The following is a 21,744-nucleotide window of genomic DNA, read 5'->3' as shown; positions in this document are numbered from 1 at the left end:
CTCACAACAGGTTGACACAGGAAGTCTCATGCCGGCTCATCCATCAGATGCAGGTGCTCGCGGTTGAAGGTCAGCACCACCGCCTCGCCTTCCCCAGGCAAGGCCGTGCCGGCCGGCACGACGGCGTGCAGCTTCAAGCCGTCGGCATCGAGCGCCAGTCTTGTCGTGGCGCCGAGATAGTTGGTCGAGACGAGGCGCGCGGCGACGCCTTCGCCGCTCCCAGAGCGGCCGACGCGGATGGATTCGGGCCGTAGGCTGCCCCAGCGATGCTGGCCGGAATAACGCTGGACGAAATCCGGCGGCAGCACGTTAGACGAGCCGACGAAATCGGCGACGAAGCGCGTGCTCGGCCGCTGATAGATATCCTCCGGCGTGCCGATCTGCATGATCTTGCCATCGTTGAAGACGGCGACGCGATCGGCCATCGACAGCGCCTCGCCCTGGTCGTGGGTGACGAAGACGAAGGTGATGCCGAGCGCCTTCTGCAACGATTTCAGCTCTTCCTGCATGTTTTCGCGCAGCTTGAGGTCGAGCGCGCCGAGCGGCTCGTCGAGCAGCAGCACCTTGGGTTGATTGACCAGCGCGCGGGCGAGCGCGACACGCTGGCGCTGGCCGCCGGAAAGCTGGCCGGGCCGGCGCGCGCCATAGCCGGGCAGCCGCACCAGCGACAAGGCTTCTTCCGCCGCCTTGTGCCGCTCGGCCTTGCCGACGCGCTTGACCATCAGCCCGTAAGCGACGTTGTCGAGCACATTGAGATGCGGGAACAGCGCGTAGTCCTGGAACACTGTGTTGACGTTGCGCCGGTAGGGCGGCACGCCTTCGGCACGCTCGCCGAAGATCGAGATCGAACCCGACGTCGGCTGCTCGAAACCCGCGATCAGGCGCAGGCACGTCGTCTTGCCCGACCCCGACGGCCCGAGCATGGCGAAGAATTCGCCCGGCACAATGTCGAGATCGACCGCGTCGACGGCGCGAACGCTGCCGAAATGGCGTGAGACTTTTTGAAAGGAAACGGCTGATGTCATGGGCGCTTTTTCAGACACAGGTTTATCGCAATTACCCCTCATCCGACCTCGCTTCGCGAGGCCACCTTCTCCCACAAGGGGAGAAGGGAAGTCCCGTGCAAAGGTCGCCGCAAATCACCGACGGTGGAGATTATGAGAGGCGGCAGTGCCGCGGCCTTCCTTCTCCCCTTGTGGGAGAAGGTGGCCGAGCGGAGCTCGGTCGGATGAGGGGTAGGCGCGAGGCAGGCCTGCCTGCCTCGCGTACCAATCATCGTCCGCCGATGACGCCGATATAATCCGACACCCAGCGGTAGTAGGGCACGCACTGGTCGTTCTGGGTGACGCATTTCGAGACCGGCGTCTTCCAGAACTTGATCTTGTCGAAATTGTCGTAGCCGTTGGTCTTGCAGCCTTCCTCGCCGAGCAGCTCGTTGCCCTTGCAGGCGGCGGGCACGACCGGCAGCGAGCCGAACCAGGCCGAGACATCGCCCTGCACCTTGGGCGCCAGCGAATGCTCGAGCCACATGTAGGCGCAGTTCGGGTGCGCCGCGTCGGCTTCCATCATGGTGGTGTCGGCCCAGCCGGTGACGCCTTCTTCCGGCACGATCGAGGCGACCGGCTTCTTGGCGGCGACCAGCGTGTTGACCTGGTATGGCCACGAGCCGGAAGCGACCACGCCTTCGTTCTGGAAATCGTCGACCTGGATGGCGGCGTCATGCCAGTAGCGGCCGACCAGCGTGCGCTGGACGCGCAGCAGTTCGAGCGCGGCCTTGTACTGGTCTTCGTTCAGTTCGTAGGGGTCCTTGATGCCGAGTTCCGGCTTGTGGAACATGAGGTAGTTGGCGGCGTCCGCGATGTGGATCGGCCCGTCATAGGCCTGGACGCGGCCCTTGTTGGACTTGCCGTCCGGCAGCTTCATTTCCTCAAAAACGACGTTCCAGCTCTTCGGCGCTTCCTTGAACACCTCGGTGTTGTACATCAGGATGTTCGGGCCCCACTGATAGGGAACGCCGTAATGCACCTTGTCGACGGTGAACCAGGGCGCGTCCTTCAGCCGGTCGTCGACCGTCTTCCAGCTCGGGATGAGATCGGTGTTGATCGGCTGCACGCGCTTGCCGGCGACGAGGCGCAGCGAGGCATCGCCGGAAGCGGTGACGAGGTCGAAGCCGCCCTCGTTCATCAGCGACACCATCTCATCCGACGTGTTGGCGGTCTTGACGTTGACCTTGCAGCCGCTCTCCTTCTCGAAGGCGGTGACCCAGTCATAGCCCTTGTCGGTCTCGCCGCGCTCGATATAGCCCGGCCAGGCAACGATGTTGACTTGGCCTTCGCCCTTGCCGAGTTCCTTGACCTGGGCAACGGCCTGCCCGGAAAAGCTCAGCGCGACCGTCAGCGCGGTGCATGATTTCAGGAATGAATTCATCATCGATCTCCCATTTTGGCGCCCGGCCTCCGAAAACCGGTTTCGGTTTCGCCAAGGTCAACGCGCAGACTGAAAAAGTGTCAGTTCGTCCGACGGACGCATGTCGCTCTGGTGGCGGCTTTGGTCCCTTGAACGGAAGGTGCTTTGAAAATTCCGGTTTCGCAAATTCATTTATCAGAAAGGCGATATCGGTTTTTCCGATAGTAAGACGCCCTTCAAGCCAGCGCCATCACAAGCCAGCAGGCGGCATTGAAGCGAGCCTCACCGTCCTCCACGAAAGGCGCGTACGCAGCAGGCAACACCGTAGTGATTTTTTCGGCCGTTGCCCGGTCAACTTCGCGCAGCGTGGCGGCGACCGGCCCTAGCCGGGTGGCAAACGTCATCAGATCGCCTTCGGCGATCCGACACAGGACGTTCGCCTGTTCGACTTCGATTGACGACCAGCCGCTCGTTTCAAGGATCCGCTTCACCTTGGCGCCGCCGGCAAAGGCAAACTGTCCCGGCGCATCGGGATCTGGCGCGGGTGCGGGCGGCAAGAAAGGCGCAGCCGCTCGCGCGGCGGTCGTCATGAAATCATTCTCGACCGGACTGCGCCAAGCAACAAAGGCGAGTTTGCCACCGCGCCTTGCGGCTTGTCTTATGTTGGAGAACGCGGCCACTGGATCATCGAAGAACATGACACCAAAGCGCGAAACAACAGCGTCGAAGCGTCCAGGTTCGAACGCATGCGCCTGGGCATCGCCCACTTCAAAACTTGCGTTTGCTACCTCTTCCACCCTCGCGCGTTTCGTCGCCAGGGCGACAAGCGGCCGCGAGATGTCGAGCCCAACACAATTTCCGTCGTTGCCCACGCGGCGCGCCATCGCCAGAGTTGTGGCGCCAGCGCCGCAGCCGATGTCCAGGACATTGCCCCCCTCCCCGGGATAGCCGGCATCGACCACCAGCCGCTCGAACGGTGCCAGTATCTCGTCGAGGATCGGCTGCATCTCGACCCAGGCCTTTCCGCTGACGTCGTTCCAGAGCGCGGCTTGCCGTGTGTTTGGCGGCGCGGATTGCGGCATAACGGACCTCGCTTTTGTGTTGCTCTCACCGATCGTCGCGACATTCTACGAGTTCGAGCCGACTTGAGGTCAAGCATAAAAGATATCGACATTGCCGAGGTGCCGCGCCGCACCGGCGTGCCCGCCTCGACAGTTCGCTACTACCAGGAGAAGGGCCTCATCGCACCAAACTAGCGGCGGACCGCCCGCTGCGACTGGGCGAGGCCGACGAAGTCGCGGGCCGCCTGCGGCAGGCCGGAGCCCCGCCGCCAGACCATGCCGACCTGCACCACCGGCAAGGCGCCGGAAATGTCGCGCGATTCGATGCGGTCACCTTCCAGAGACCAGGGCCGGTAGACGAGGTCGGGCAGCAGCGCCACGCCGGCGCCGGTGGCGACGAGGCTGCGCACGGCTTCCACGGAACGGGTGCGGAAGGCGACATGCGGCTTGGCGCCGATCGCCGTCAGCAGCTTGCCGGTGTTCTCCTCGATCTCGTCGACGGTGAGCATGATCAGCGGTTCGGAAGCGATATCGCCGATGCCGATAATGTCGGCGCCGGCGAGCGAATGGCCGAGCGGCAACCACAGGCGATAGGCCGATACCTCGAGGATTTCCGATTGCAGCGCGGTACGGTCGCGCAAGTTGGAGGTGACCATGACGGCGATATCCAGCTTGCCGCCGATCAGTAGGTGTTCGAGATAGTCGCCATTGTCCTCGATGGCCGAGACCTCGACGCCGGGATAGGCGCGGCGGTAGCGTGAGAGCAGATCCGACAGCACATAGCCGGCGACCAGTGAGGTGACACCGAGTTGCAGCCGCCCGCCCGCCACGGCCTGTTCGCCGGAGAAAGAGCGGCGCGCGTCGGACACGTCGGCGAGAATCTTTGTGGCGTGGCGCAGGAACTGGTGGCCCTTGTGGGTGATGTTGAGGCCGCGCGGGTGGCGCTCGAACAGTTCGACGCCAAGATCGCTTTCCAGTTCCTTGATCGCCTCGGTGACCGACGATTGCGAAATGGAGAGGTTTTGCGCCGCGCGCGACACCGTGCCTTGCTCGGCGACGGCGATGAAGAACTGCAACTGGCGGATGGTGAAGGCCATGGCCGGACTAAACACCGCCGCAGCCACGAAGAAAAGCCGATGGCGAAGCTTATCCCATGGCCCGGTGCGCGCTTAGCCGAGCATCAGCCTGATGCGGCGTCGCCATGTGGGGCCATAGCGCAGCGCAAGCATGAAGGCCGTCTCCAGCGCCACGACGATGACGATGATGCGCAAGCCCACCGTGAAGGAATCCTGGCCGCTGCCGTGCATGAGATAACCGGTCAGAAGAAAGCCCGCATTCCAGATGGTGGCGCCAAGCAGTGTCGCGGCCGCGAAAGGCAAGGCAGGCAAGTTGAGAGCACCCGCAGCGATCGGCAAGTAATTGCGCACGGTCGGGATGAACTGTGCGAGCAAGGACACCCTGACATGATTGCGACGATAGGCCTGGCCAAGATTGCGATAGGTTTCGGGGCGCAGGAAGATATATCTGCCGGCCCGTTCGATCAGCTGGTCGGCACGGTCAAATCCGATCCGGCGGCCGACCGTATACCAGACAAGGCAGCCAGCAAAGGAGCCGGACGTCGTCACCGCCAACAGGGTCGCCAGCGTCGCATCGTCAGGCGCCGCCGTCATGCCGAGAAACAGCAGCAGCACATGAGAGGGCGGAACCGGCAGGATCTTCTCGGTGAAGGCGAGGCAGAAGACGCCGAACAGGCCGAGGCCGAGAATGGCCGACAACGGTCCCGTCATGCGAAGCGCCAGTCGTAGGTATCTGACGTCTTGATCCTGGCGATGCGATAGACCGTCGCCGGCGGGAAGTTGCGAAAGGTATGGCCAACCCGCGTAACCTCGAGATCGAGCCTATCGAGCAGCGACTGGTCGAACGGGCAGCGCCGTCCGAGCGTGAACTGATAGAGCACTCCGCCCGGGCGCAGGTTCGCGAAAACACCTTCGAGAATGGCGAGCGTCTTGCGCGGCGAGATCAGCCGGAAAGGCAAGCCGCTGACGGCAGCACCGATCACCGGCCGGTGAAACAGTGACAGATGGCGCAGACCGACAGCATCCATTTCAAAAATCCGTGCCGCAGGAAAGCGACGCTTGAGCAATGCGGCAAAATCCGGGTCGGATTCGATCAGCGTCAAATCTTCCTCCTTCACGCCACGCGACAGCAGCGCCCGCGTGAAAGGACCTGTTCCTGGGCCGAGCTCCAGCACGGGGCCTGTCTCGGGTCCGATGTCACGGGTCATCAATGCCGCCAGGCTGGAGCTGGACGGCGTGACGGAGCCGACCCTGAACGGCGCCACGGTCCACGCCACGAGGAAAGACAGAGCATCATTTGCAGGCATGGTAACCTCAATCCAAGACAACAGCACGCCAACCAATTTGGTACGGCCACCTGATTTCGTTTCAGCGCCATTTCGTTTGGGCGCCATTTTGTTTCGGCGTCAGGCCCGACCTGTTGCATATTCGGGCCTGACGCCTTCACGCCGGCTCGGGCGATTCGTGCCGACCGGCGTTGTTTGCCGCGACTGGGTTGCATAGACATTGCGCAATCTGGCGGAGGCAAAGAAAGCGCCTGTCGAGTTCGGGCCGTTCGGCTTTGCCATGTTTGCGCAATCTTGGCGCGGTAGCGCCCGAAGCTGTTGCTGTTGCTGGGGAACTGTCGATGCGGATCTTGCTGGTCGAGGACGAACCCGAAATGGTCTCGGCGCTGCGTGCCGCGCTGAAGCGCCATGACATGGTGGTCGATCACGCCGGCTCGCTGATCGAAGCGGAAGGCTTCGTTGCCGCCGACAGCTACGACGCCATCCTGCTCGACCGTCAGTTGCCGGATGGCGACGGGCTGTCGCTGGTGCCCAGATTGCGTTCGGCCAAGAACACCACGCCAGTGCTGATGCTGACGGCGAGAGGCGACACGTCGGACAAGGTCGATGGGCTGGACATGGGCGCGGACGACTATCTGGCAAAACCATTCGCCTTCGAGGAACTGTTGGCCCGCCTGCGCGCGCTGCTCAGGCGCCCGGCGCCGCTGCAGTCGCAGTTCATCCGCGCCGGCGATCTGCTGCTCGACGTCGGGCATCGCGAGGCGTCTATCCGTGACGAACCGCTCAGTCTGCCGCGGCGCGAACTCCTGGTTCTGGAAGCGCTGATGCGCCGCACCGGCCGCATGGTGCAACGCGAGGCCTTGATGGAGGCGGTGTTCGGCCTCGACGACGAGATCCAGTCCAACGCACTCGACACCCACGTCTCGCGCCTGCGCCGCAAGCTCGCCGATGCCGATGCCGGGGTGACGATCAACGGCATTCGCGGCGTCGGCTATCTCCTGCGCGAGACGACATGAGCGCCAAGCCATGAGCCTCAAGCGCCCGCGTTCGCTGAAATGGAGCCTGGTGCTGCGCATCGCCTTGCTGCAATGCGCGATGCTGACCCTCATCATCGTCGGCATTCTCGGCGCATTGCTCGCCACCGGGCTCATTCCGAACGACTATGAGGACGGCACAATGGACGTGCTGGCGGATGCGGTGGCGCGCGACGCAGGCGGCAAGCTCGTCCTGCGCGAGACCTCGGACCTGACGAAGCTGCGATCGGATGTCCCCAACCTCTGGTTCATCATCCGCGACAAGCAGGGCCAGCGGCTGCAGGAGGGCACCGTGCCGGCCGTCTTCCAGCCTTTCACCGGACTGCTGGACAATATCAGCGACGCCCGTATCGACCACGCAATCGGGCAAACCGCGCCGCCGGAGGGAAAGATCCGCTGGACCGATACGGCGGCCGGCAACGTCCAGATCTTCACCGGCACCAAGGGCGGGCTTTCGCTGCTGCGCCTGCTCGGCCAGGCGCCGCAATTCTTCCTGCAAGGCATATTGCCGCTCGCCGGGCTGATGGCGCTGGCCACGCTGTTCGCGACGCCCTGGGTGGTGCGTGGCGCCCTTTCGGGCCTGGGCCATGCAGCCGCCGAGGCTGAGCGCATCGACATCGACCAGCGCGGCGTGCAGCTGCCGCTCAAGGACGTACCGACGGAGGTGACACCGCTGGTGAAGGCGGTGAATGCAGCCCTTGCGCGCCTGGACAAGGGCTATGAGCGCCACAAGCGCTTCCTCACCGACGCCGCCCATGAGCTCAGGACACCGGTCGCCATCCTCAACACGCGCCTTGCGTCGCTGCCGGCGACGCCGGAACGGGCAAGGCTGCTGCAGGATGCAGCACGGCTCTCGACGCTGACCGACCAGTTGCTCGACCTGCAGCGCCTCGACCGGCAAACATCGCCTTTCGAAAAGGTCGATCTCGTTGCGATCGCGCGTGGCGTCATCGTCGACCTTGCGCCGATGGCGTTCTCGGCCGGCTACGAGATGTCGTTCGAGCCGGAGAGGGACACGCTCTTTGCAACCGGCGACCGTACCGCGATCGAACGCGCGGTGACCAACATCGTCCAGAACGCCATCGAGCATGGCGGCCGCGCCGGCAAAATCACCGTCAGCGTCACGACGCCCGCCATCATCGAGGTCAGGGACGAAGGCGACGGCGTGCCGCCGGGCGAGCGGGAGCGCATTTTCGAGCCTTTCTATCGACTGCGCCCGCAGGATCATGGCGCCGGCCTCGGCCTCAACCTCGTGCAGGAAATCATGCATCTGCATGGCGGCCGCATCGAAATCCTCGACGGCAAGCCCAGCGGCGCCTGCTTCAGGATGAGCTTTCGCGCTTTACCGGCATAGCATCGCCGCGAGTTCCCGAGACGCCGGCGTGTTTGACATCGCGATAAATCGTAACTAATTAAGTTACATGAAGCGCAACAGCCGACTATCCTCAACCTTGCACATTCTCGTCCACATGGCCGAAAAGCCCGAGCAGGCGCTGACCTCCGAGCAGCTTGCCACCTTCATCCACACCAATCCGGTGGTGGTGCGCCGGACCATCGCCGGCTTACGCGACGCCGGCATCGTCACCTCGTCACGCGGGCATGGCGGCGGCTGGCTGCTCGGGAGCGCGCCCGAGAGCATTTCATTGGCCGAGATCAGCGCTGCCCTTGGCGAGACGCTGCTGCCGTTCAGCACCGAGCCGGAAAGTCCGGGCTGCCTCGTCGAGCAAGCGGTGATCGCCGTGCTCGACGATTTTCGCGTCGCGGCCGAAAAGCTGCTGGCGGAGAAGCTCAGCCGCATCACGCTGGCCGATCTGACCGCCGATTTCCGCCGCCGTTACGACCTCATTGGAGTTTCCAGCCATGCACTATGATCTTGCCGTCGTCGGCGGCAGCTTCGCCGGTCTTTCCGCAGCCATCCAGGCGGCGCGGGCGCGGCGCAACGTGCTGGTGATCGACGCCGGCCAGCCGCGCAACCGCTTCGCCGCGCATTCGCACGGCTTTCTCGGCCAGGACGGGCGCACACCCGGCGCCATCCTCGACGATGCAAGGCGGCAATTGCTTGCCTATCCGACAGCCAGGCTTGTGACCGCGCGTGCGGACAAGGCCATTGCCAACAACAGCAGCGATTTCGAAATCACCACCGATGGCGGCGAGACATTCGGCGCCGCACGGCTGGTGCTGGCCACCGGCGTGCGCGACCTCCTGCCGGAGGTTCCCGGGCTTGCCGAGCAATGGGGCGAGACCGTGCTGCATTGCCCCTATTGCCACGGCTACGAGGTTTCCGGCGGGCCGCTTGGCGTGCTCGCCACCGGCCCGATGTCCATGCATCAGGCGCAGCTGATTTCCGACTGGGGCGACGTCACGCTGTTCGGCAACGGCCTGATCGAGCCCGATGCCGAGGAGATGCTTGCGCTTGAGAGCAAGAATGTAAGGTTCGAGCCCGCGACGGTCAGCGAACTGAGCGAAGACGGCTCCGGCGGATTGGTCGTCCACCTGGACGGCAGCCGGAAGGCTGGCGTCAAGGCGATATTCACTGCGCCACGCAACATGATGGCGAGTCCGCTGGCCGAACAGCTCGGCTGTGGCTTCAAGGACGGCCTGCTCGGTCCAATGATATCAGTCGATGACAGGCAGCAGACAACGATTCCCGGCGTCTATGCCGCCGGCGACGCGGCACGCGCGATGCACAACATCGCCTTCGCCGTGTCGGGCGGCACTTTCGCGGGCGTGTGCGCCCATCAGTCCTTGGTGTTCGGCTGATAATCCTGGCTCAGAACCCCGCTTCGTCACCAGCGATGCTGAGCCGCGCGCCGGCTTGCGCCAGTGCCGCGGCAATGTCGTGCGGCGGCGCGCGGTCGGTGGCAAGTTCGGAAAAGCCGTCGAAGCCGCAGACCTGAACCAGGCCTTGGCGGCCGAACTTCGTGTGGTCGGTGATGACCAGCGAGCGCTGGCCTCTGGACAACACCATGCGGGCGAATTCGGCCTCTTCCAGATCGTAGTCCATGACGCCCGTCACCGCGTCCACGGCGCCGGTGGAGATGATGGCGTGGCTGACCGAGAAGCGGCTGACGAACTCGATGGCCGACGTTCCGAAGGCGGCGCCTGAATCGCTGCGCAGCTCGCCGCCGGCCATATAGACCTTGTTGCCGTTGATGGTGGCAAGCGTGCGAGCGATATCCGACGAGTTGGTGACGACCGTGAGACGCCGGTGGCCAAGCAGTTCGCGCGCCAGGAACGACGTCGTGGTGCCGGTGTCGAGCATGATCGATTCGCCGTCACGAATGGTGGCCGCGACCGCGCGGGCAATGCTGCGCTTGGCGTCGGCATGCTCGCGCATGCGCCGTTCGAACGGCGCTTCGCCGATCATCGACGGCAGGCCGATGGCGCCATGCATCTTCAGAACCGAGCCGTCGCTGGTGAGCGGCTTGACGTCACGGCGTACGGTTTCGAGTGAGACGCCCAGCCGGTCGGCCAGGCTGGCGATGGTGACGGTCCCCTCTTCCTGCAGCAGCCGCAGGATCTCGCCATGCCGTTTCGAGTGGATCATATGTGCGCCCCGCAAGCTGCCCGATTCTAAGGCATTCCTAACGTTTTTAAAAGGATTGCCCATGCTTTCGGGCAAAACACCCAAAAAAAGTCACATGTTTTAATTGACAGCCGAACAGCCCTGGCGTGAAATCCAACCTCAACAGGGTCCGGAGCTGCAGCGGGAGGGCAATGGCAGAGCCGCAACTCATTGACCACGCCGCCTGTAACATGTCTGGCGCAAGAAATTTTCAGATCCGCGGGGGCGGATGCCGGGCTCACAAACCTGGCCAAGGGGCTCGTCGGTGCGGTGCGGGGTATCCATCCTGGCATCCCGCACCGACGAGATCGTTTGCGTTTCCCCCGTCGTCGTTGCGCTGCTCATGTCGCCTTGTCGAAGCCCGGCAAACCAGGCCAGCAAACCAGGGATGATTTCGTGATTGCCGAAGACCGCATCCGCGCGCTGCCCTGCTGGACGGGCGCCATCGAGATCGCGCCGCTGCCCGGCGGCTTGAGCAACGCCAATTATGTGGTCACCGACACGGCCGGCAAACACGTCGTGCGTTTCGGCCAGGATTATCCGTTCCACCATGTCTTCCGCGCACGCGAGGTAATGACCGCGCGGGCAGCTCACGCCGCCGGCTTCGCGCCGGCGGTCCATTATGCCGAACCTGGGATCCTGGTGACGGCGTTTCTTGGCGCCAAAACCTATCTGGCCGAGGATGTGCGCGCCAATCTCGGCCGCGTCGCGGCGCTGATGCGCGGCTTCCACCGGGAGATGCCCAACCATATCTCCGGCGCCGGCTTCATGTTCTGGGTGTTCCACGTCATCCGCGACTATGCGCGCACGCTTGACGAGGGCAACAGCCGCAAGCGCGGTGACCTGCCGCGCTTTCTGGCGTTGGCCGACGAACTGGAGCGCGCCCAGAAGTTGCTGCCGATCGTCTTTGGTCACAATGATCTTTTGCCGGCCAATATTCTCGACGACGGCAGCAGACTGTGGCTGATCGATTTCGAATATGCCGGCTTCAACACGGCAATGTTCGACCTTGCAGGCGTCGCTTCGAACGCGGGCATGAGCGACGCAGAATCCTTTGCCTTCCTGACCGCCTATTTCATGAAGGAACCGGACGAGGCGATCCGCCGCTCGCACGCCGCCATGCAATGCGCCTCGCTGCTGCGCGAAGCGATGTGGAGCATGGTGTCGGAACTCTATCTCGACGCGCCGGGCATCGACTACGTGGCCTACACCGAGGAAAACCTGGTGCGGCTCGACGCGGCGCTGGAAAACTACCGGACAAAATACGGGATCCTGAAATCATGACCTTGCCTAGCCAGGCCGCGATCGTCGTCATCGGCGGCGGCATCATCGGCTGTTCGACGGCCTATCACCTGGCGCGCGACCACAAGGCCGACGTGGTGCTGCTCGAACAGGGTAAGCTGACCTCAGGCTCGACTTGGCATGCCGCCGGCCTGGTCGGGCAATTGCGCTCGTCGGCTTCGATCACACGGGTGCTGAAATACTCCGTCGACCTCTACAAGGGGCTGGAGGCCGAGACCGGGCTCGCCACCGGCTGGAAGATGACCGGCTGCCTCAGGCTCGCCACCAATGCCGACCGCTGGACCGAGTACAAAAGGCTGGCGACGACGGCCAGGAGTTTCGGCATGGACATGCAGCTTCTGTCGCCAGCGGAGGTCAAGGCGATGTGGCCGCTGATGGAGACCGGCGATCTTGTCGGCGCGTCCTGGCTGCCGACCGACGGCCAGGCGAGCCCTTCCGATATCACGCAGTCGTTGGCCAAGGGCGCGCGCATGCATGGCGCCAAACTCTATGAGGACGTGCGCGTCACCGGCTTCGAGATGAAGGACGACCGCATCACGGCGGTGAAGACCAATCGGGGCGACATTGCCTGTGACAAGGTGGTGAACTGCGCCGGCCAATGGGCACGACAGGTCGGCGCCATGGCCGGGATCAACGTGCCGCTGCAGCCGGTCAAGCACCAGTACATCATCACCGAGAAGATCTCGGGACTGGCGACGGATGCGCCGACACTGCGCGACCCTGATCGGCGCACCTATTTCAAGGAGGAGGTCGGCGGGCTGGTGATGGGCGGCTATGAGCCGAACCCCCAGGCCTGGACAACAGGGGACGTGCCCAATGACTGGGAGTTCCGGCTGTTCGAAGACGATTACGATCATTTCGAGCAGCATATGGCTCAGGCGATCGCGCGCGTGCCGGCATTGGAGACGGTCGGCGTCAAGCAGATGATCAATGGGCCGGAAAGTTTTACGCCGGATGGCAATTTCATCCTCGGCGTGGCGCCCGAATGTGCCAACATGTTCGTCGGCGCCGGCTTCAACGCCTTCGGCATCGCGTCGGGCGGCGGCGCCGGCTGGGTGCTGGCGCAATGGGTGGTGGACGGCGAGGCGCCGCTCGACCTGTGGGTGGTCGACATCAGGCGCTTTTCCAACCTGCACCGCGACCGGCAATGGGTGTGCGAGCGCACGCTGGAAGCCTATGGCAAGCACTATACGATCGGCTTCCCGCACGAGGAATATGCCAGCGGCCGGCCGCGCATCGTCTCGCCGCTGTATGAGCGGTTGAAACAACAGCGCGCCGTGTTCGGCTCGAAGCTCGGCTGGGAGCGGCCGAACTGGTTCGCGCTTGAGGGAGTGGAACCGAAGGACGTCAATTCGATGGGCCGGCAGAACTGGTTCGCCGCCGTTGGCGACGAACATCGGCACGTGCGCGAGCATGTCGGCATTTTCGACCAGTCGTCCTTCGCCAAGTATGAGCTGAGCGGACCCGACGCGGCGAAGGCCCTGGACTGGATCTGCGCCAACGATGTCGGCAAGCCGGTCGGCCGAGTGACCTACACGCAACTCCTCAACACGCGCGGCGGCATCGAGGCCGACCTGACCGTGTCGCGGCTGGCCGAGGAAAAATTCTACATCGTCACCGGCACAGGTTTCCGCACCCATGATGCCTCGTGGATCAGCGACCATATTGGCGAGGGCCTCGATGCCAGGCTGACCGATGTCACCGAAGATTTCGGCACGTTGTCACTGATGGGACCGCGCGCCCGCGACGTGCTTTCGGCAGTGACCGGGAGCGATGTGTCGAACGCCGGCTTTCCGTTCGGACATGTGCGGGAGATCATAATCGCCGGTCACACGGTCCGGGCGCTGCGCGTCACCTATGTCGGCGAACTGGGCTGGGAGTTGCATGTGCCAATCGCAGCCACCGGCGAAGTCTTCGACGCGCTGATGGCGGCCGGCGGGAAGCACGACATCCGGCCGGTCGGCTACCGCGCGCTGGAATCGCTGCGGCTGGAAAAGGGCTACCGCGCCTGGGGCTCCGACATCACGCCCAACGACACGCCGCTGGAGGCCGGGCTCAGCTGGGCTGTCAAGCTGCGCAAGAACACCGACTTCGTCGGTCGGCGCGCACTTGAGAACGTTGGCGGCGGCGCGTCCCTGAAGAAGCGCTTTGCCGGCTTCACGGTCGACGATCCGGAGATCGTGCTGCTCGGCCGCGAAACCATCCTGCGCAATGGCGAGCCGGTCGGCTATCTGACCAGCGGCGGCTACGGCTACACGGTCGGCAAGAACATCGGCTATGGCTATGTGCGCAACGCCGACGGGGTGAGCAACGATTTCCTCGCCTCGGGCAGCTATGAACTGGTGGTCGCGATGCAGCGGACGCCGGCTAAACTCCATCTCGAGCCGCTATACGACCCGGCAATGGAGCGCGTGAAGGCTTAGAGCGGTTCAGCGCTTGATAGAATTGCCGAACCGCTCTAACTCTTTGTTTTTACGCAATTCCGGACGGAAAACCGCTACGCACTTTTCCTGGAATTGCTCTAGCTTACGCGCAAGGCGAGGCCACGACTCGGGACGGTATCAGCCTCCCCGGGCATCGAGACGTAAGGGCGGGTTTCCTCGGCGCGGGTGACGAGGCCCTGCGCCTCGAGTTCGGCGATGCGCGCGGCAAAGCCCTGATCCCAGAGCGTGTTCTTGACCGTCAGCACGATCACCCCGCCTGGCCGGCAGATGCGGATCAGTTCGTCCAGTCCCTCCGCGCCGACATGGCCGGAGGTGAAGACGCCGGCCGAAATGATACCGGCATAGGTGTCGTCGGCAAAAGGCAAGGCGCCGCCTAGCGCCAGGCAATGCAGCGCCGAATAGACGCGCTTGCGCGCGGCTTGGTCCAGCATGCCTTGCGAGATATCCAGCGCCTCGACCTGGGGATAGCCGGCAATGTCAAGCCATTCGCCGATCAACCCGGTACCGGCGCCGGCGTCGAGCAACGGCGCCGAACCGCGCGGCAGATGGCGGGCCAGCAAGGCAAGGCAGATGGTGGGATGGCGATAGCCGGCGGCCGACATGTCGGCGTCGTAGGTCTGTGACCAGCGGTCGTAAAGTGCCGCCACCTCTTCCGGGCGCTTGGCCGCGTAAACCTCGCCGAGCGCGCCATGATGTTTGCCGTCCGCCACGTGTCCACCAACTCCCTGTCTTGGCGGGATGATAGCCAAACGGCGAAAATTGTGGAACCGTTGCGACAAAGAATAACGGCGTGGGGGCGCAGGCAATGGTGACAGACGAGGTGCGGGCAAGACTTGCCGCTGTTCCGGTGCTGGCCGGCTACACCGGGCCGCTGGACCGGCTCGGCGGCCTGACCAACCTCGTCTTCAAGGCCGGCGATTACTGCCTGCGCATTCCGGGCAAAGGCACCGAGGAATACATCAACCGCGCCAATGAGGCGATAGCGGCGCGGGAGGCGGCAAGAGCCGGCGTCAGCCCCGAAGTGCTGCATGCCGACGCCGCCACCGGCCTGATGGTGACGCGCTACATTGCCTATGCGGAGACGATGTCGCCGGAGAAATTCAGGGACCGGCAAGGCAGTCCGGCCCGAGCGGCCGAGGCCTTCCGCAAGCTGCACACGTCCGGCGCGGTGTTCCCCTTCCGCTTCGAGCTGTTTTCGATGATCGACGATTATTTGAAGGTGCTGTCGACCAGGGATGTCGCCCTGCCGGCCGGCTATCACGACGTGGTGCGCGAGGCCGGCAGCGTGCGCACGGCCATGGCTATCCACCCCTTGCCCCTCGTCGCCTGCCATTGCGACCCGCTGTGCGAAAATTTTCTCGATACGGGCAAGCGGATGTGGATCGTCGACTGGGAGTATTCCGGGATGAACGATCCGCTCTGGGACCTCGGCGATCTCAGCGTGGAAGGCAAGTTCGACGCCGCCCAGGATGAAGAGATGATGCGCGCCTATTTCGGCAGCGAGGCGAAGCCGGCGGAGCGCGGCCGCATCGTCATCTACAAGGCGATGTGCGACCTGTTGTGGACGCTGTGGGGGCTGATCCAGCTCGCCAACAACAACCCAGTAGACGATTTCCGCGCCTATGCCGACGGGCGGTTTGCTCGCTGCAAGGCGCTGATGGAGACGTCCGAGTTTTCCAGGCACCTTGCTGCGGTGAGAGAGGGCTAGGCCCCGGGACTCTAGCCGGCAAATATCGACGGCGATCAACTTGCCCGGCCTATAGACCCTTGGCGCCCAGTTGTCTGAGGAAGCTCCTGTAGTCGGTGCGGACGAACTCCTCGATCAGGCGACCCTCGTCGTCAAACAGGAATATATTGATCAGGTCCATGGTGATGTCGGCGCCGTTGGGCGGCAGCGGCCCGGCCGGCGACATCGTGAACTCATGGACAAAGCGGCCGGTAATCCAGGTCTGGCACGCGACGGTGTTCCCTTCCACGACGACGATGCCACGCCGGATCGCGCGGTTCTCGAATGCCGCGCGGATCGCCGCGAAATAACTGTTCAACCCACCAAAATCGCTCTCAAAGCCATCCGGCCCGTGAAAGCGGAAGTTTTCGACGTCGAAATAGCTGGCGATTTCATCCGCCGGCGCACCGGCGACTTCAAGTTCTCCAGCTTTGACGAGCCGTGCGACAAGTTCGTCTCGTGTGAGTTTCATGGCCATGACGATATCCTCTATTTTGATCGAGCCTGACGCCTCGGTCCGATGTGCCTCCAGGGAGATAGAGCTTTCTTATTGGTCGTATAAGGCGGATAAAGCGGCATGAGTTCGTGAAGAGTTTTCACCAATGCCTCGCCCGACTTTCAATGAACTGGAAGCCTTCCGTGCGGTCGCCACCCATCGCAGCTTTCGCCAGGCGGCCGACGCCATGGGCGTATCGCGCTCGGCGCTCAGCCACACCATCATCGCCCTTGAGAAGACGCTGAGCGTCCGGCTGCTCAACCGCACTACCCGCAGTGTATCGCCCACCTCGGCAGGGCAACGGCTGCTTAAGCTTCTGGAACCGGTGTTGCACGATCTGGACGCCGCATTGGACGAGCTTGCCGACGACCGTGGCACGCCGAATGGACCGTTGCGCATCAACGCGAACAAGGCCGCGGTTAGGTGGCTGCTCGGCCATATCGTGCCGCGGTTCCTCACGCGGTATCCCGGGGTCGAGCTTGATCTGGTGTCCGAGGGCCGCCTCATCGACATCGTTCATGACGGCTTCGATGCGGGTGTAAGGCTGGCCGACGCGATACCGCAAGACATGATCGCGGTGCCGTTCGGCGGCCCTACACGGTTTGTCGCGGTTGCCGCGCCGGCATATCTGACCGGCCGGAAGCCGCCGGCCGTACCCGAAGATTTGCGGCATCACATCTGCATCCGCCAGCGGCTGCCCAGCGGCAAGAGGTACTTCTGGGAATTCAGCCGCAACGACCAGGAACTAGTGATCGATGTCCCCGGCGCCCTGTCGCTCGACGACAACAGCCTGATGGTCCAAGCGGCGGCGAATGGCCTGGGGATCGCCTACGTGCCTGAGTCTTTCGCCAGGGACGAACTGCGCTCGGGTCAACTGGTGACAGTCTTGACCGACTGGTGTCCCTCGATACCAGGCCTGGCGCTGTATTATCCAGGCTATCGCCATGTGCCGTCCACCCTGCGCGCCTTCATCGACGCGATCAGACACCATGAGCACAGCGCAGGAGCCTAGATTTTTGACCCGGTCCTACAGCATGTCGCGGCGAATAGGATTCGCCCGACCTGCTGTAAGCTTTTGATTTATGCATATCGTTGTCCCGGAACCGAGGACACTTCCGGGCGACATGCATTAGTTCACCCCCTTCGGCACGTTCTCCGGCGGCACCGTGGTGTCGACCACCTTTTGGCGATGGAAGATGAACAGGCCGGCCAGAACGACGATGCCGGAGCCGATCAGGATGCGCGTGCCGGGAACGTCGCCGAAGAACACCAGCCCGAACACCACCGCCCACAAGAGCAGCGTGTAATGCAGCGGCGCCAGCGTCGAGGCCGGCGCCAGTTTCAGCGCCCGCGTGATCATCAGATGCGCGCCGCAGGAGACGATGCCGAGCAGCAGCATGGCGCCGAGATCGAGCGCCGACGGTGTCTTCCAGGCGCCGATGGTCAGCACGCCGCCAACCACCAGCGTGCCGATCGTCTGCCATGTCACCAGATTGGTGTCGCTGGTGCCGCGCAGGCGCCGGTTGAGGATGATGGCGAATGCGAAGGCCAGGCTGCCGACAAGCGCGAAACCCGACGACAGCGAAAACGCGGCAGAGGACGGTTTCAGCATGATCACCACGCCGCAGAAGCCGAGCAGGATCGCCACCCAGCGGCGCCAGCCGACCTTCTCGCCAAGCAGGAAATGCGATAGCGCCGCCACATAGATCGGCCCGGCCATGTAGAAACTCATCACATCGGCAAGCGGCAGATAGACAACGGCGGCATAGAACAAAGCGGTGTCCAGCGTCGTCGCCAACACGCGCAGGACCTGCAGCCCAGGCCGCTCCATCTGGAACAGTCTGCCGGCGCCCTGGTTGGCGATCATCGGGCCGAGCACGATAAAGGCGCCGATCGAGCGGATCAGCACCACCTGGCCGACGGAGAAGCTGGTGACCAGCCACTTGCCCATCGCGTCGTTGAGCGCAAACAGGAAGTCGCCGGCCAGCATCAGCACGATGCCGGCCAGCAACACGTTCCTGATCATCGAATTGCGGGCGGGCTCAACCATGCCCGGCTCCTATCCGCAAGCGCCAACTTTGACGAGTGGGAATCGAAGAAACGGTAAGACCAGCCGCGGGAATCGGCTGTATCTAGCCGGATTTGTGCCTGCGGTTCACCTGACCTGGCCTGCCGGGAATGGACAGCCTGCTATCCTGCCTTGTCCTCTCCGCCACCACCTTGCCCCTGGCAATGACGCAGATGCGCTCGGCGCGCAGGCGCAAGGCCTCGATCGGATTGCCGGCGTCGAGAACGACAAGGCTGGCGCGCTTGCCGACAGCCAGGCCGAGATGATCCAACCCCATGATCGCGGCGTTGACGTTGGTGACCATGTCGAAGCAGCGCGCCATGTCGGCGGGACTCGACATCTGGGCGACATGCAGGCCCATGAAGGCGACGTCGAGCATGTCGGCGGTACCCAGCGAATACCAGGGATCGAGCACGCAATCCTGACCCCAGCCGACACGGATGCCGAGCGCCTGCATCTCCTTGACCCGGGTCAGACCGCGGCGCTTCGGGAAGGTGTCATGACGGCCCTGCAGCATGATGTTGATCAACGGGTTGGGGATGGCCGAAACGCCGGCTTCCGCAATCAGCGGCAGAAGCTTTGAGACATAGTAATTGTCCATCGAATGCATCGAGGTGAGATGCGAACCGGCCACCCTGCTCTGCAGGCCGAGCCGCTGCGTTTCATACGCCAGTTGCTCGATGTGGCGCGACAGGGGATCGTCGGTCTCGTCGCAATGCAGGTCGACCATCAGGCCGCGTTCTGCCGCGATCTCGCACAGTTCGGTCACCGAGCGCGTGCCGTCGGCCATGGTGCGCTCGAAATGCGGAATACCGCCGACGATATCGACGCCCATGTCCAGCGCCCGAATGGTGTTTTGGCGCGCCGTCGGCGAGCGATAGAAGCCGTCCTGCGGGAAGGCCACCAATTGCAGATCGACATAGGGGACCACGGTCTTCTTGACCTCCAGCAGCGCCTCGACCGCCAGCAGCCTGTCGTCGCAGACATCGACATGGGTGCGGATGGCCAGCAGCCCCATCGACACCGCCCAATCGCAATAAGCGAGCGCGCGGTCGCGCACCGCCTCGTGCGTCAAGAGCGGCTTCAGTTCGCCCCACAGCGAAATGCCCTCAAGCAGCGTGCCCGACGCGTTGATGCGCGGAATGCCGTAGGACAGCGTGGCGTCCATGTGGAAATGCGGATCGACGAAGGGCGGCGACACCAGATTGCCACGGGCATCGACCTCGGTCCGTGCGGAACCCTCGAGCTTCGGCTCGATCGCCGCGATCGTCTCGCCGCTGATGCCGATGTCGGCAATGCCGCCATCCGGCAGCGTGCCGCCACGAACGATTAAGTCGAAATCCATCTGTCGTCATCCCGCTTGAAGAATCATTGTTGCATCGTGTCTCAAAAGACAGCCCGCCGCAGCGGTTTCTTTGCATGGCGGCGAAAGGTTCCCTCCGGCGGCAACTCCCTCTATAAGCCGCCTTCGTCATCCCGGCATCAAGGATCAGCCGTTGTTTCGCTTCTTCCGCTCGACGGAGAACCAGCGCCTCGTCGCAAGGCTGCTCAGGGAATCGTTCCGGCAGCACAGGGCCGGCTACGCCGCCGCCATCCTGTCGATGCTGGTGGTGGCGGGCATGACGGCCGCCAGCGCCTGGATCCTGCGCGAAATCACCAATGAATTCGTGATCGACAAAAGGGTCGACCGCGTCAACATGATTGCCATGGCGGTCGCGGCGATCTTCATCGTCAAGGGTATCGCCAACTTCGTCCAGGCCTACTTCATGAGCCGGGTCGGCAACGCCATCATCGCCGAACGGCAACGCAAGATCTATGATCGCATCCTGGCGCAAGGCATCGAATTCTACCATTCGACCTCGTCGTCCGACCTGATCACCCGCATGACCAACAATGCCCAGGCGGCGCGCAACGTGCTCGACCTGATCGTCACCTCCTTTGTGCGTGATCTCGTGACCCTGGCTGCCTTGATTGGGGTCATGGTCTGGCAGCAGCCGGCGCTGTCGCTGATCTGCTTCGTCGTCGGTCCGCTGGCCATCTACGGCGTCAACCGCATCCTGAAGCGCGTGCGCAAGTTCGCAGCCATGGAGTTCCGCTCGGTCGGCCAGATCGTCCAGGTGATGCAGGAAACCGCGATCGGCGTGCGCGTGGTCAAATCCTTCAACCTCGAAGGCTTGATGCGCAAGCGCATGTACAGGGCGGTGTCCGATGTCGAGGACCGGGCCAACAACATCGCCGCGCTGGAAGCGGTGACCAATCCGGTGATGGAAACGCTGGCCGGCCTGGCGATCGCCGGCGCCGTCATGGTCAGCGGCTTGCTGGTTCTGCAGGGCGGCCAGATGCCTGGCAACATCATGGCCTTCATCGCAGCGCTGCTGCTCGCCTATGAACCGGCAAAGCGCCTCGCGCGCGTGCGCATCTCGCTGGAGAGCGGCATTGTCGGCGTGCGCATGATGTTCGAACTCGCCGACCAGCCGCTGACGCTGGCCGAGAAGCCCGATGCGACGCCGCTTCGGGCTGGGCCAGGCGAGATTCGCTTCGACGCCGTCAGCTTCGCCTACCAGAACGGCCCGCCGGTGCTGGAAAGGTTCGACCTGACCCTTGCGCCCGGCAAGATGACGGCGCTGGTCGGACCGTCAGGCGGCGGCAAGTCGACGATCCTGAACCTGATCATGCGCCTCTATGACCCGAAGAGCGGCAGGGTGCTGCTTGACGGCCAGGACATTTCCCATGCGACGCTGGCCTCGCTCAGGGAAAAGATCGCCTATGTCAGCCAGGACACGTTCCTGTTTGCCGGCACGATCATGCACAACATCCGGCTTGGGCGCGAGGGCGCGACCGACGAAGAGGTGATCGCCGCGGCCAAGGCAGCCAACGCGCATGACTTCATCGTCGCACAGGCGAAAGGCTACGAAACCGACGTAGGCGAGAATGGCGGCCTTTTATCGGGCGGCCAGCGCCAGCGCATCTCGATCGCGCGAGCCATGCTGCGCAATGCCGAAATCCTGCTGCTGGACGAAGCGACCAGCGCACTCGACGCCGAGTCGGAGGCGCTGTTCCGCGACGCGCTGCAGCAACTGACGGAAGGGCGCACGACGATCGTCATCGCGCACCGCCTGTCGACCGTGCACCAGGCCGACACGATCGTGGTGCTGGAAGCCGGCAATGTGGTGGAAAGCGGGCCGCACAAGACCCTACTCAGGCAAGGCGGGCTTTACCAGAAGCTTTATGAATATCAGCTGATGCCTTAGATGTTTGATCCCAGGGTTTGATGGTGCAT

Annotated in this window: 20 protein-coding genes and 1 pseudogene; 10 read left to right on the top strand and 11 right to left on the bottom strand. The window is 63.6% G+C overall.

All coding sequences use genetic code 11. The features are described from left to right. Positions 1-26: 26 nt before the first annotated feature. From C7I87_RS34085 to C7I87_RS34075, 3 genes are all read right to left on the bottom strand, one after another. The gene (locus C7I87_RS34085) at positions 27-1,025 is read right to left on the bottom strand and encodes an ABC transporter ATP-binding protein (RefSeq protein ID WP_149908323.1); all 999 of its coding nucleotides are present in this window, start codon (positions 1,023-1,025) and stop codon (positions 27-29) included. Positions 1,026-1,272: 247 nt separating this feature from the next. Next, positions 1,273-2,427 carry an ABC transporter substrate-binding protein gene (locus C7I87_RS34080; RefSeq protein WP_149908322.1) on the bottom strand — a complete coding sequence of 385 codons (1,155 nt, stop codon included), beginning with the start codon at positions 2,425-2,427 and terminating at the stop codon, positions 1,273-1,275. A 215-nt stretch (positions 2,428-2,642) separates the two neighbouring features. Continuing rightward, positions 2,643-3,413 (bottom strand): class I SAM-dependent methyltransferase, encoded by a 771-nt coding sequence (locus tag C7I87_RS34075; protein WP_246696528.1) that lies wholly within the window; start codon positions 3,411-3,413, stop codon positions 2,643-2,645. Between the two features lie 150 nt (positions 3,414-3,563). Here C7I87_RS34075 and C7I87_RS34070 point away from each other — a divergent pair. Continuing rightward, positions 3,564-3,653, top strand: a pseudogene (locus tag C7I87_RS34070) (MerR family DNA-binding transcriptional regulator); the annotation flags it as partial. A 5-nt stretch (positions 3,654-3,658) separates the two neighbouring features. Here the strand turns inward: C7I87_RS34070 and C7I87_RS34065 are convergent. The 3 genes from C7I87_RS34065 to C7I87_RS34055 form a co-directional block, all read right to left on the bottom strand. After that, on the bottom strand, positions 3,659-4,564 hold the full coding sequence (locus tag C7I87_RS34065; RefSeq protein WP_149908320.1) for a LysR family transcriptional regulator: 906 nt from the start codon (positions 4,562-4,564) through the stop codon (positions 3,659-3,661). A 72-nt stretch (positions 4,565-4,636) separates the two neighbouring features. After that, the gene (locus tag C7I87_RS34060) at positions 4,637-5,254 is read right to left on the bottom strand and encodes a DedA family protein (protein WP_149908319.1); all 618 of its coding nucleotides are present in this window, start codon (positions 5,252-5,254) and stop codon (positions 4,637-4,639) included. Then, entirely contained in the window at positions 5,251-5,850 is a 600-nt protein-coding gene (locus C7I87_RS34055) for a class I SAM-dependent methyltransferase (protein ID WP_149908324.1), read from the bottom strand. Before C7I87_RS34055 ends, C7I87_RS34060 begins: the two co-directional genes overlap by 4 nt. A gap of 320 nt (positions 5,851-6,170) precedes the next feature. On the opposite strand from C7I87_RS34055, the gene C7I87_RS34050 reads away from it, so the two are divergent. From C7I87_RS34050 to C7I87_RS34035, 4 genes are all read left to right on the top strand, one after another. Then, a complete protein-coding gene (locus tag C7I87_RS34050) occupies positions 6,171-6,845 on the top strand; it encodes a response regulator transcription factor (RefSeq protein WP_149908318.1) in 675 nt (224 codons plus the stop codon). Between the two features lie 10 nt (positions 6,846-6,855). Beyond that, entirely contained in the window at positions 6,856-8,217 is a 1,362-nt protein-coding gene (locus tag C7I87_RS34045) for a sensor histidine kinase (protein WP_149908317.1), read from the top strand. Between the two features lie 67 nt (positions 8,218-8,284). Beyond that, on the top strand, positions 8,285-8,734 hold the full coding sequence (locus C7I87_RS34040) for an RrF2 family transcriptional regulator (RefSeq protein WP_149908316.1): 450 nt from the start codon (positions 8,285-8,287) through the stop codon (positions 8,732-8,734). Continuing rightward, positions 8,724-9,623, top strand: coding sequence for an NAD(P)/FAD-dependent oxidoreductase (locus C7I87_RS34035; RefSeq protein WP_149908315.1), 900 nt, complete (start codon positions 8,724-8,726; stop codon positions 9,621-9,623). Before C7I87_RS34040 ends, C7I87_RS34035 begins: the two co-directional genes overlap by 11 nt. A gap of 10 nt (positions 9,624-9,633) precedes the next feature. On the opposite strand, the gene C7I87_RS34030 is transcribed toward C7I87_RS34035, so the two are convergent. Continuing rightward, positions 9,634-10,410, bottom strand: a complete 777-nt coding sequence (locus C7I87_RS34030; RefSeq protein WP_149908314.1) for a DeoR/GlpR family DNA-binding transcription regulator — start codon at positions 10,408-10,410, stop codon at positions 9,634-9,636. A gap of 414 nt (positions 10,411-10,824) precedes the next feature. Between C7I87_RS34030 and C7I87_RS34025 the strand changes: the two genes are divergently transcribed. After that, complete coding sequence (locus tag C7I87_RS34025) at positions 10,825-11,712, top strand: phosphotransferase family protein (protein WP_149908313.1); 888 nt, start codon at positions 10,825-10,827, stop codon at positions 11,710-11,712. Continuing rightward, positions 11,709-14,153, top strand: coding sequence for a GcvT family protein (locus C7I87_RS34020; RefSeq protein ID WP_149908312.1), 2,445 nt, complete (start codon positions 11,709-11,711; stop codon positions 14,151-14,153). The genes C7I87_RS34025 and C7I87_RS34020 overlap by 4 nt, the downstream gene beginning before the upstream one ends. Before the next feature lie 98 nt (positions 14,154-14,251). Here C7I87_RS34020 and C7I87_RS34015 read toward each other — a convergent pair whose 3' ends face one another. Continuing rightward, complete coding sequence (locus C7I87_RS34015) at positions 14,252-14,884, bottom strand: class I SAM-dependent DNA methyltransferase (protein WP_149908311.1); 633 nt, start codon at positions 14,882-14,884, stop codon at positions 14,252-14,254. Between the two features lie 95 nt (positions 14,885-14,979). Here C7I87_RS34015 and C7I87_RS34010 point away from each other — a divergent pair, with 95 nt between their 5' ends. Beyond that, complete coding sequence (locus tag C7I87_RS34010; protein WP_149908310.1) at positions 14,980-15,882, top strand: phosphotransferase family protein; 903 nt, start codon at positions 14,980-14,982, stop codon at positions 15,880-15,882. Positions 15,883-15,931: 49 nt separating this feature from the next. Here the strand turns inward: C7I87_RS34010 and C7I87_RS34005 are convergent, their stop codons facing one another. Then, positions 15,932-16,378 carry an ester cyclase gene (locus C7I87_RS34005; protein WP_149908309.1) on the bottom strand — a complete coding sequence of 149 codons (447 nt, stop codon included), beginning with the start codon at positions 16,376-16,378 and terminating at the stop codon, positions 15,932-15,934. 124 nt (positions 16,379-16,502) lie between these two features. Here C7I87_RS34005 and C7I87_RS34000 point away from each other — a divergent pair, with 124 nt between their 5' ends. Further along, entirely contained in the window at positions 16,503-17,408 is a 906-nt protein-coding gene (locus C7I87_RS34000) for a LysR family transcriptional regulator (protein WP_149908308.1), read from the top strand. Positions 17,409-17,525: 117 nt separating this feature from the next. Here the strand turns inward: C7I87_RS34000 and C7I87_RS33995 are convergent, their stop codons facing one another. Both C7I87_RS33995 and C7I87_RS33990 read right to left on the bottom strand, forming a co-directional pair. Then, on the bottom strand, positions 17,526-18,446 hold the full coding sequence (locus C7I87_RS33995) for a DMT family transporter (RefSeq protein ID WP_149908307.1): 921 nt from the start codon (positions 18,444-18,446) through the stop codon (positions 17,526-17,528). Positions 18,447-18,528: 82 nt separating this feature from the next. Continuing rightward, on the bottom strand, positions 18,529-19,809 hold the full coding sequence (locus C7I87_RS33990) for an amidohydrolase family protein (protein WP_149908306.1): 1,281 nt from the start codon (positions 19,807-19,809) through the stop codon (positions 18,529-18,531). Positions 19,810-19,960: 151 nt separating this feature from the next. Between C7I87_RS33990 and C7I87_RS33985 the strand changes: the two genes are divergently transcribed. Next, positions 19,961-21,715 (top strand): ABC transporter ATP-binding protein, encoded by a 1,755-nt coding sequence (locus tag C7I87_RS33985; RefSeq protein ID WP_149908305.1) that lies wholly within the window; start codon positions 19,961-19,963, stop codon positions 21,713-21,715. Positions 21,716-21,744 lie beyond the last annotated feature (29 nt).

The sequence above is a fragment of the Mesorhizobium sp. SARCC-RB16n genome, assembly GCF_008520305.1.
Lineage (GTDB): Bacteria > Pseudomonadota > Alphaproteobacteria > Rhizobiales > Rhizobiaceae > Mesorhizobium.
This window is presented reverse-complemented; position numbering and strand designations above follow the sequence as displayed.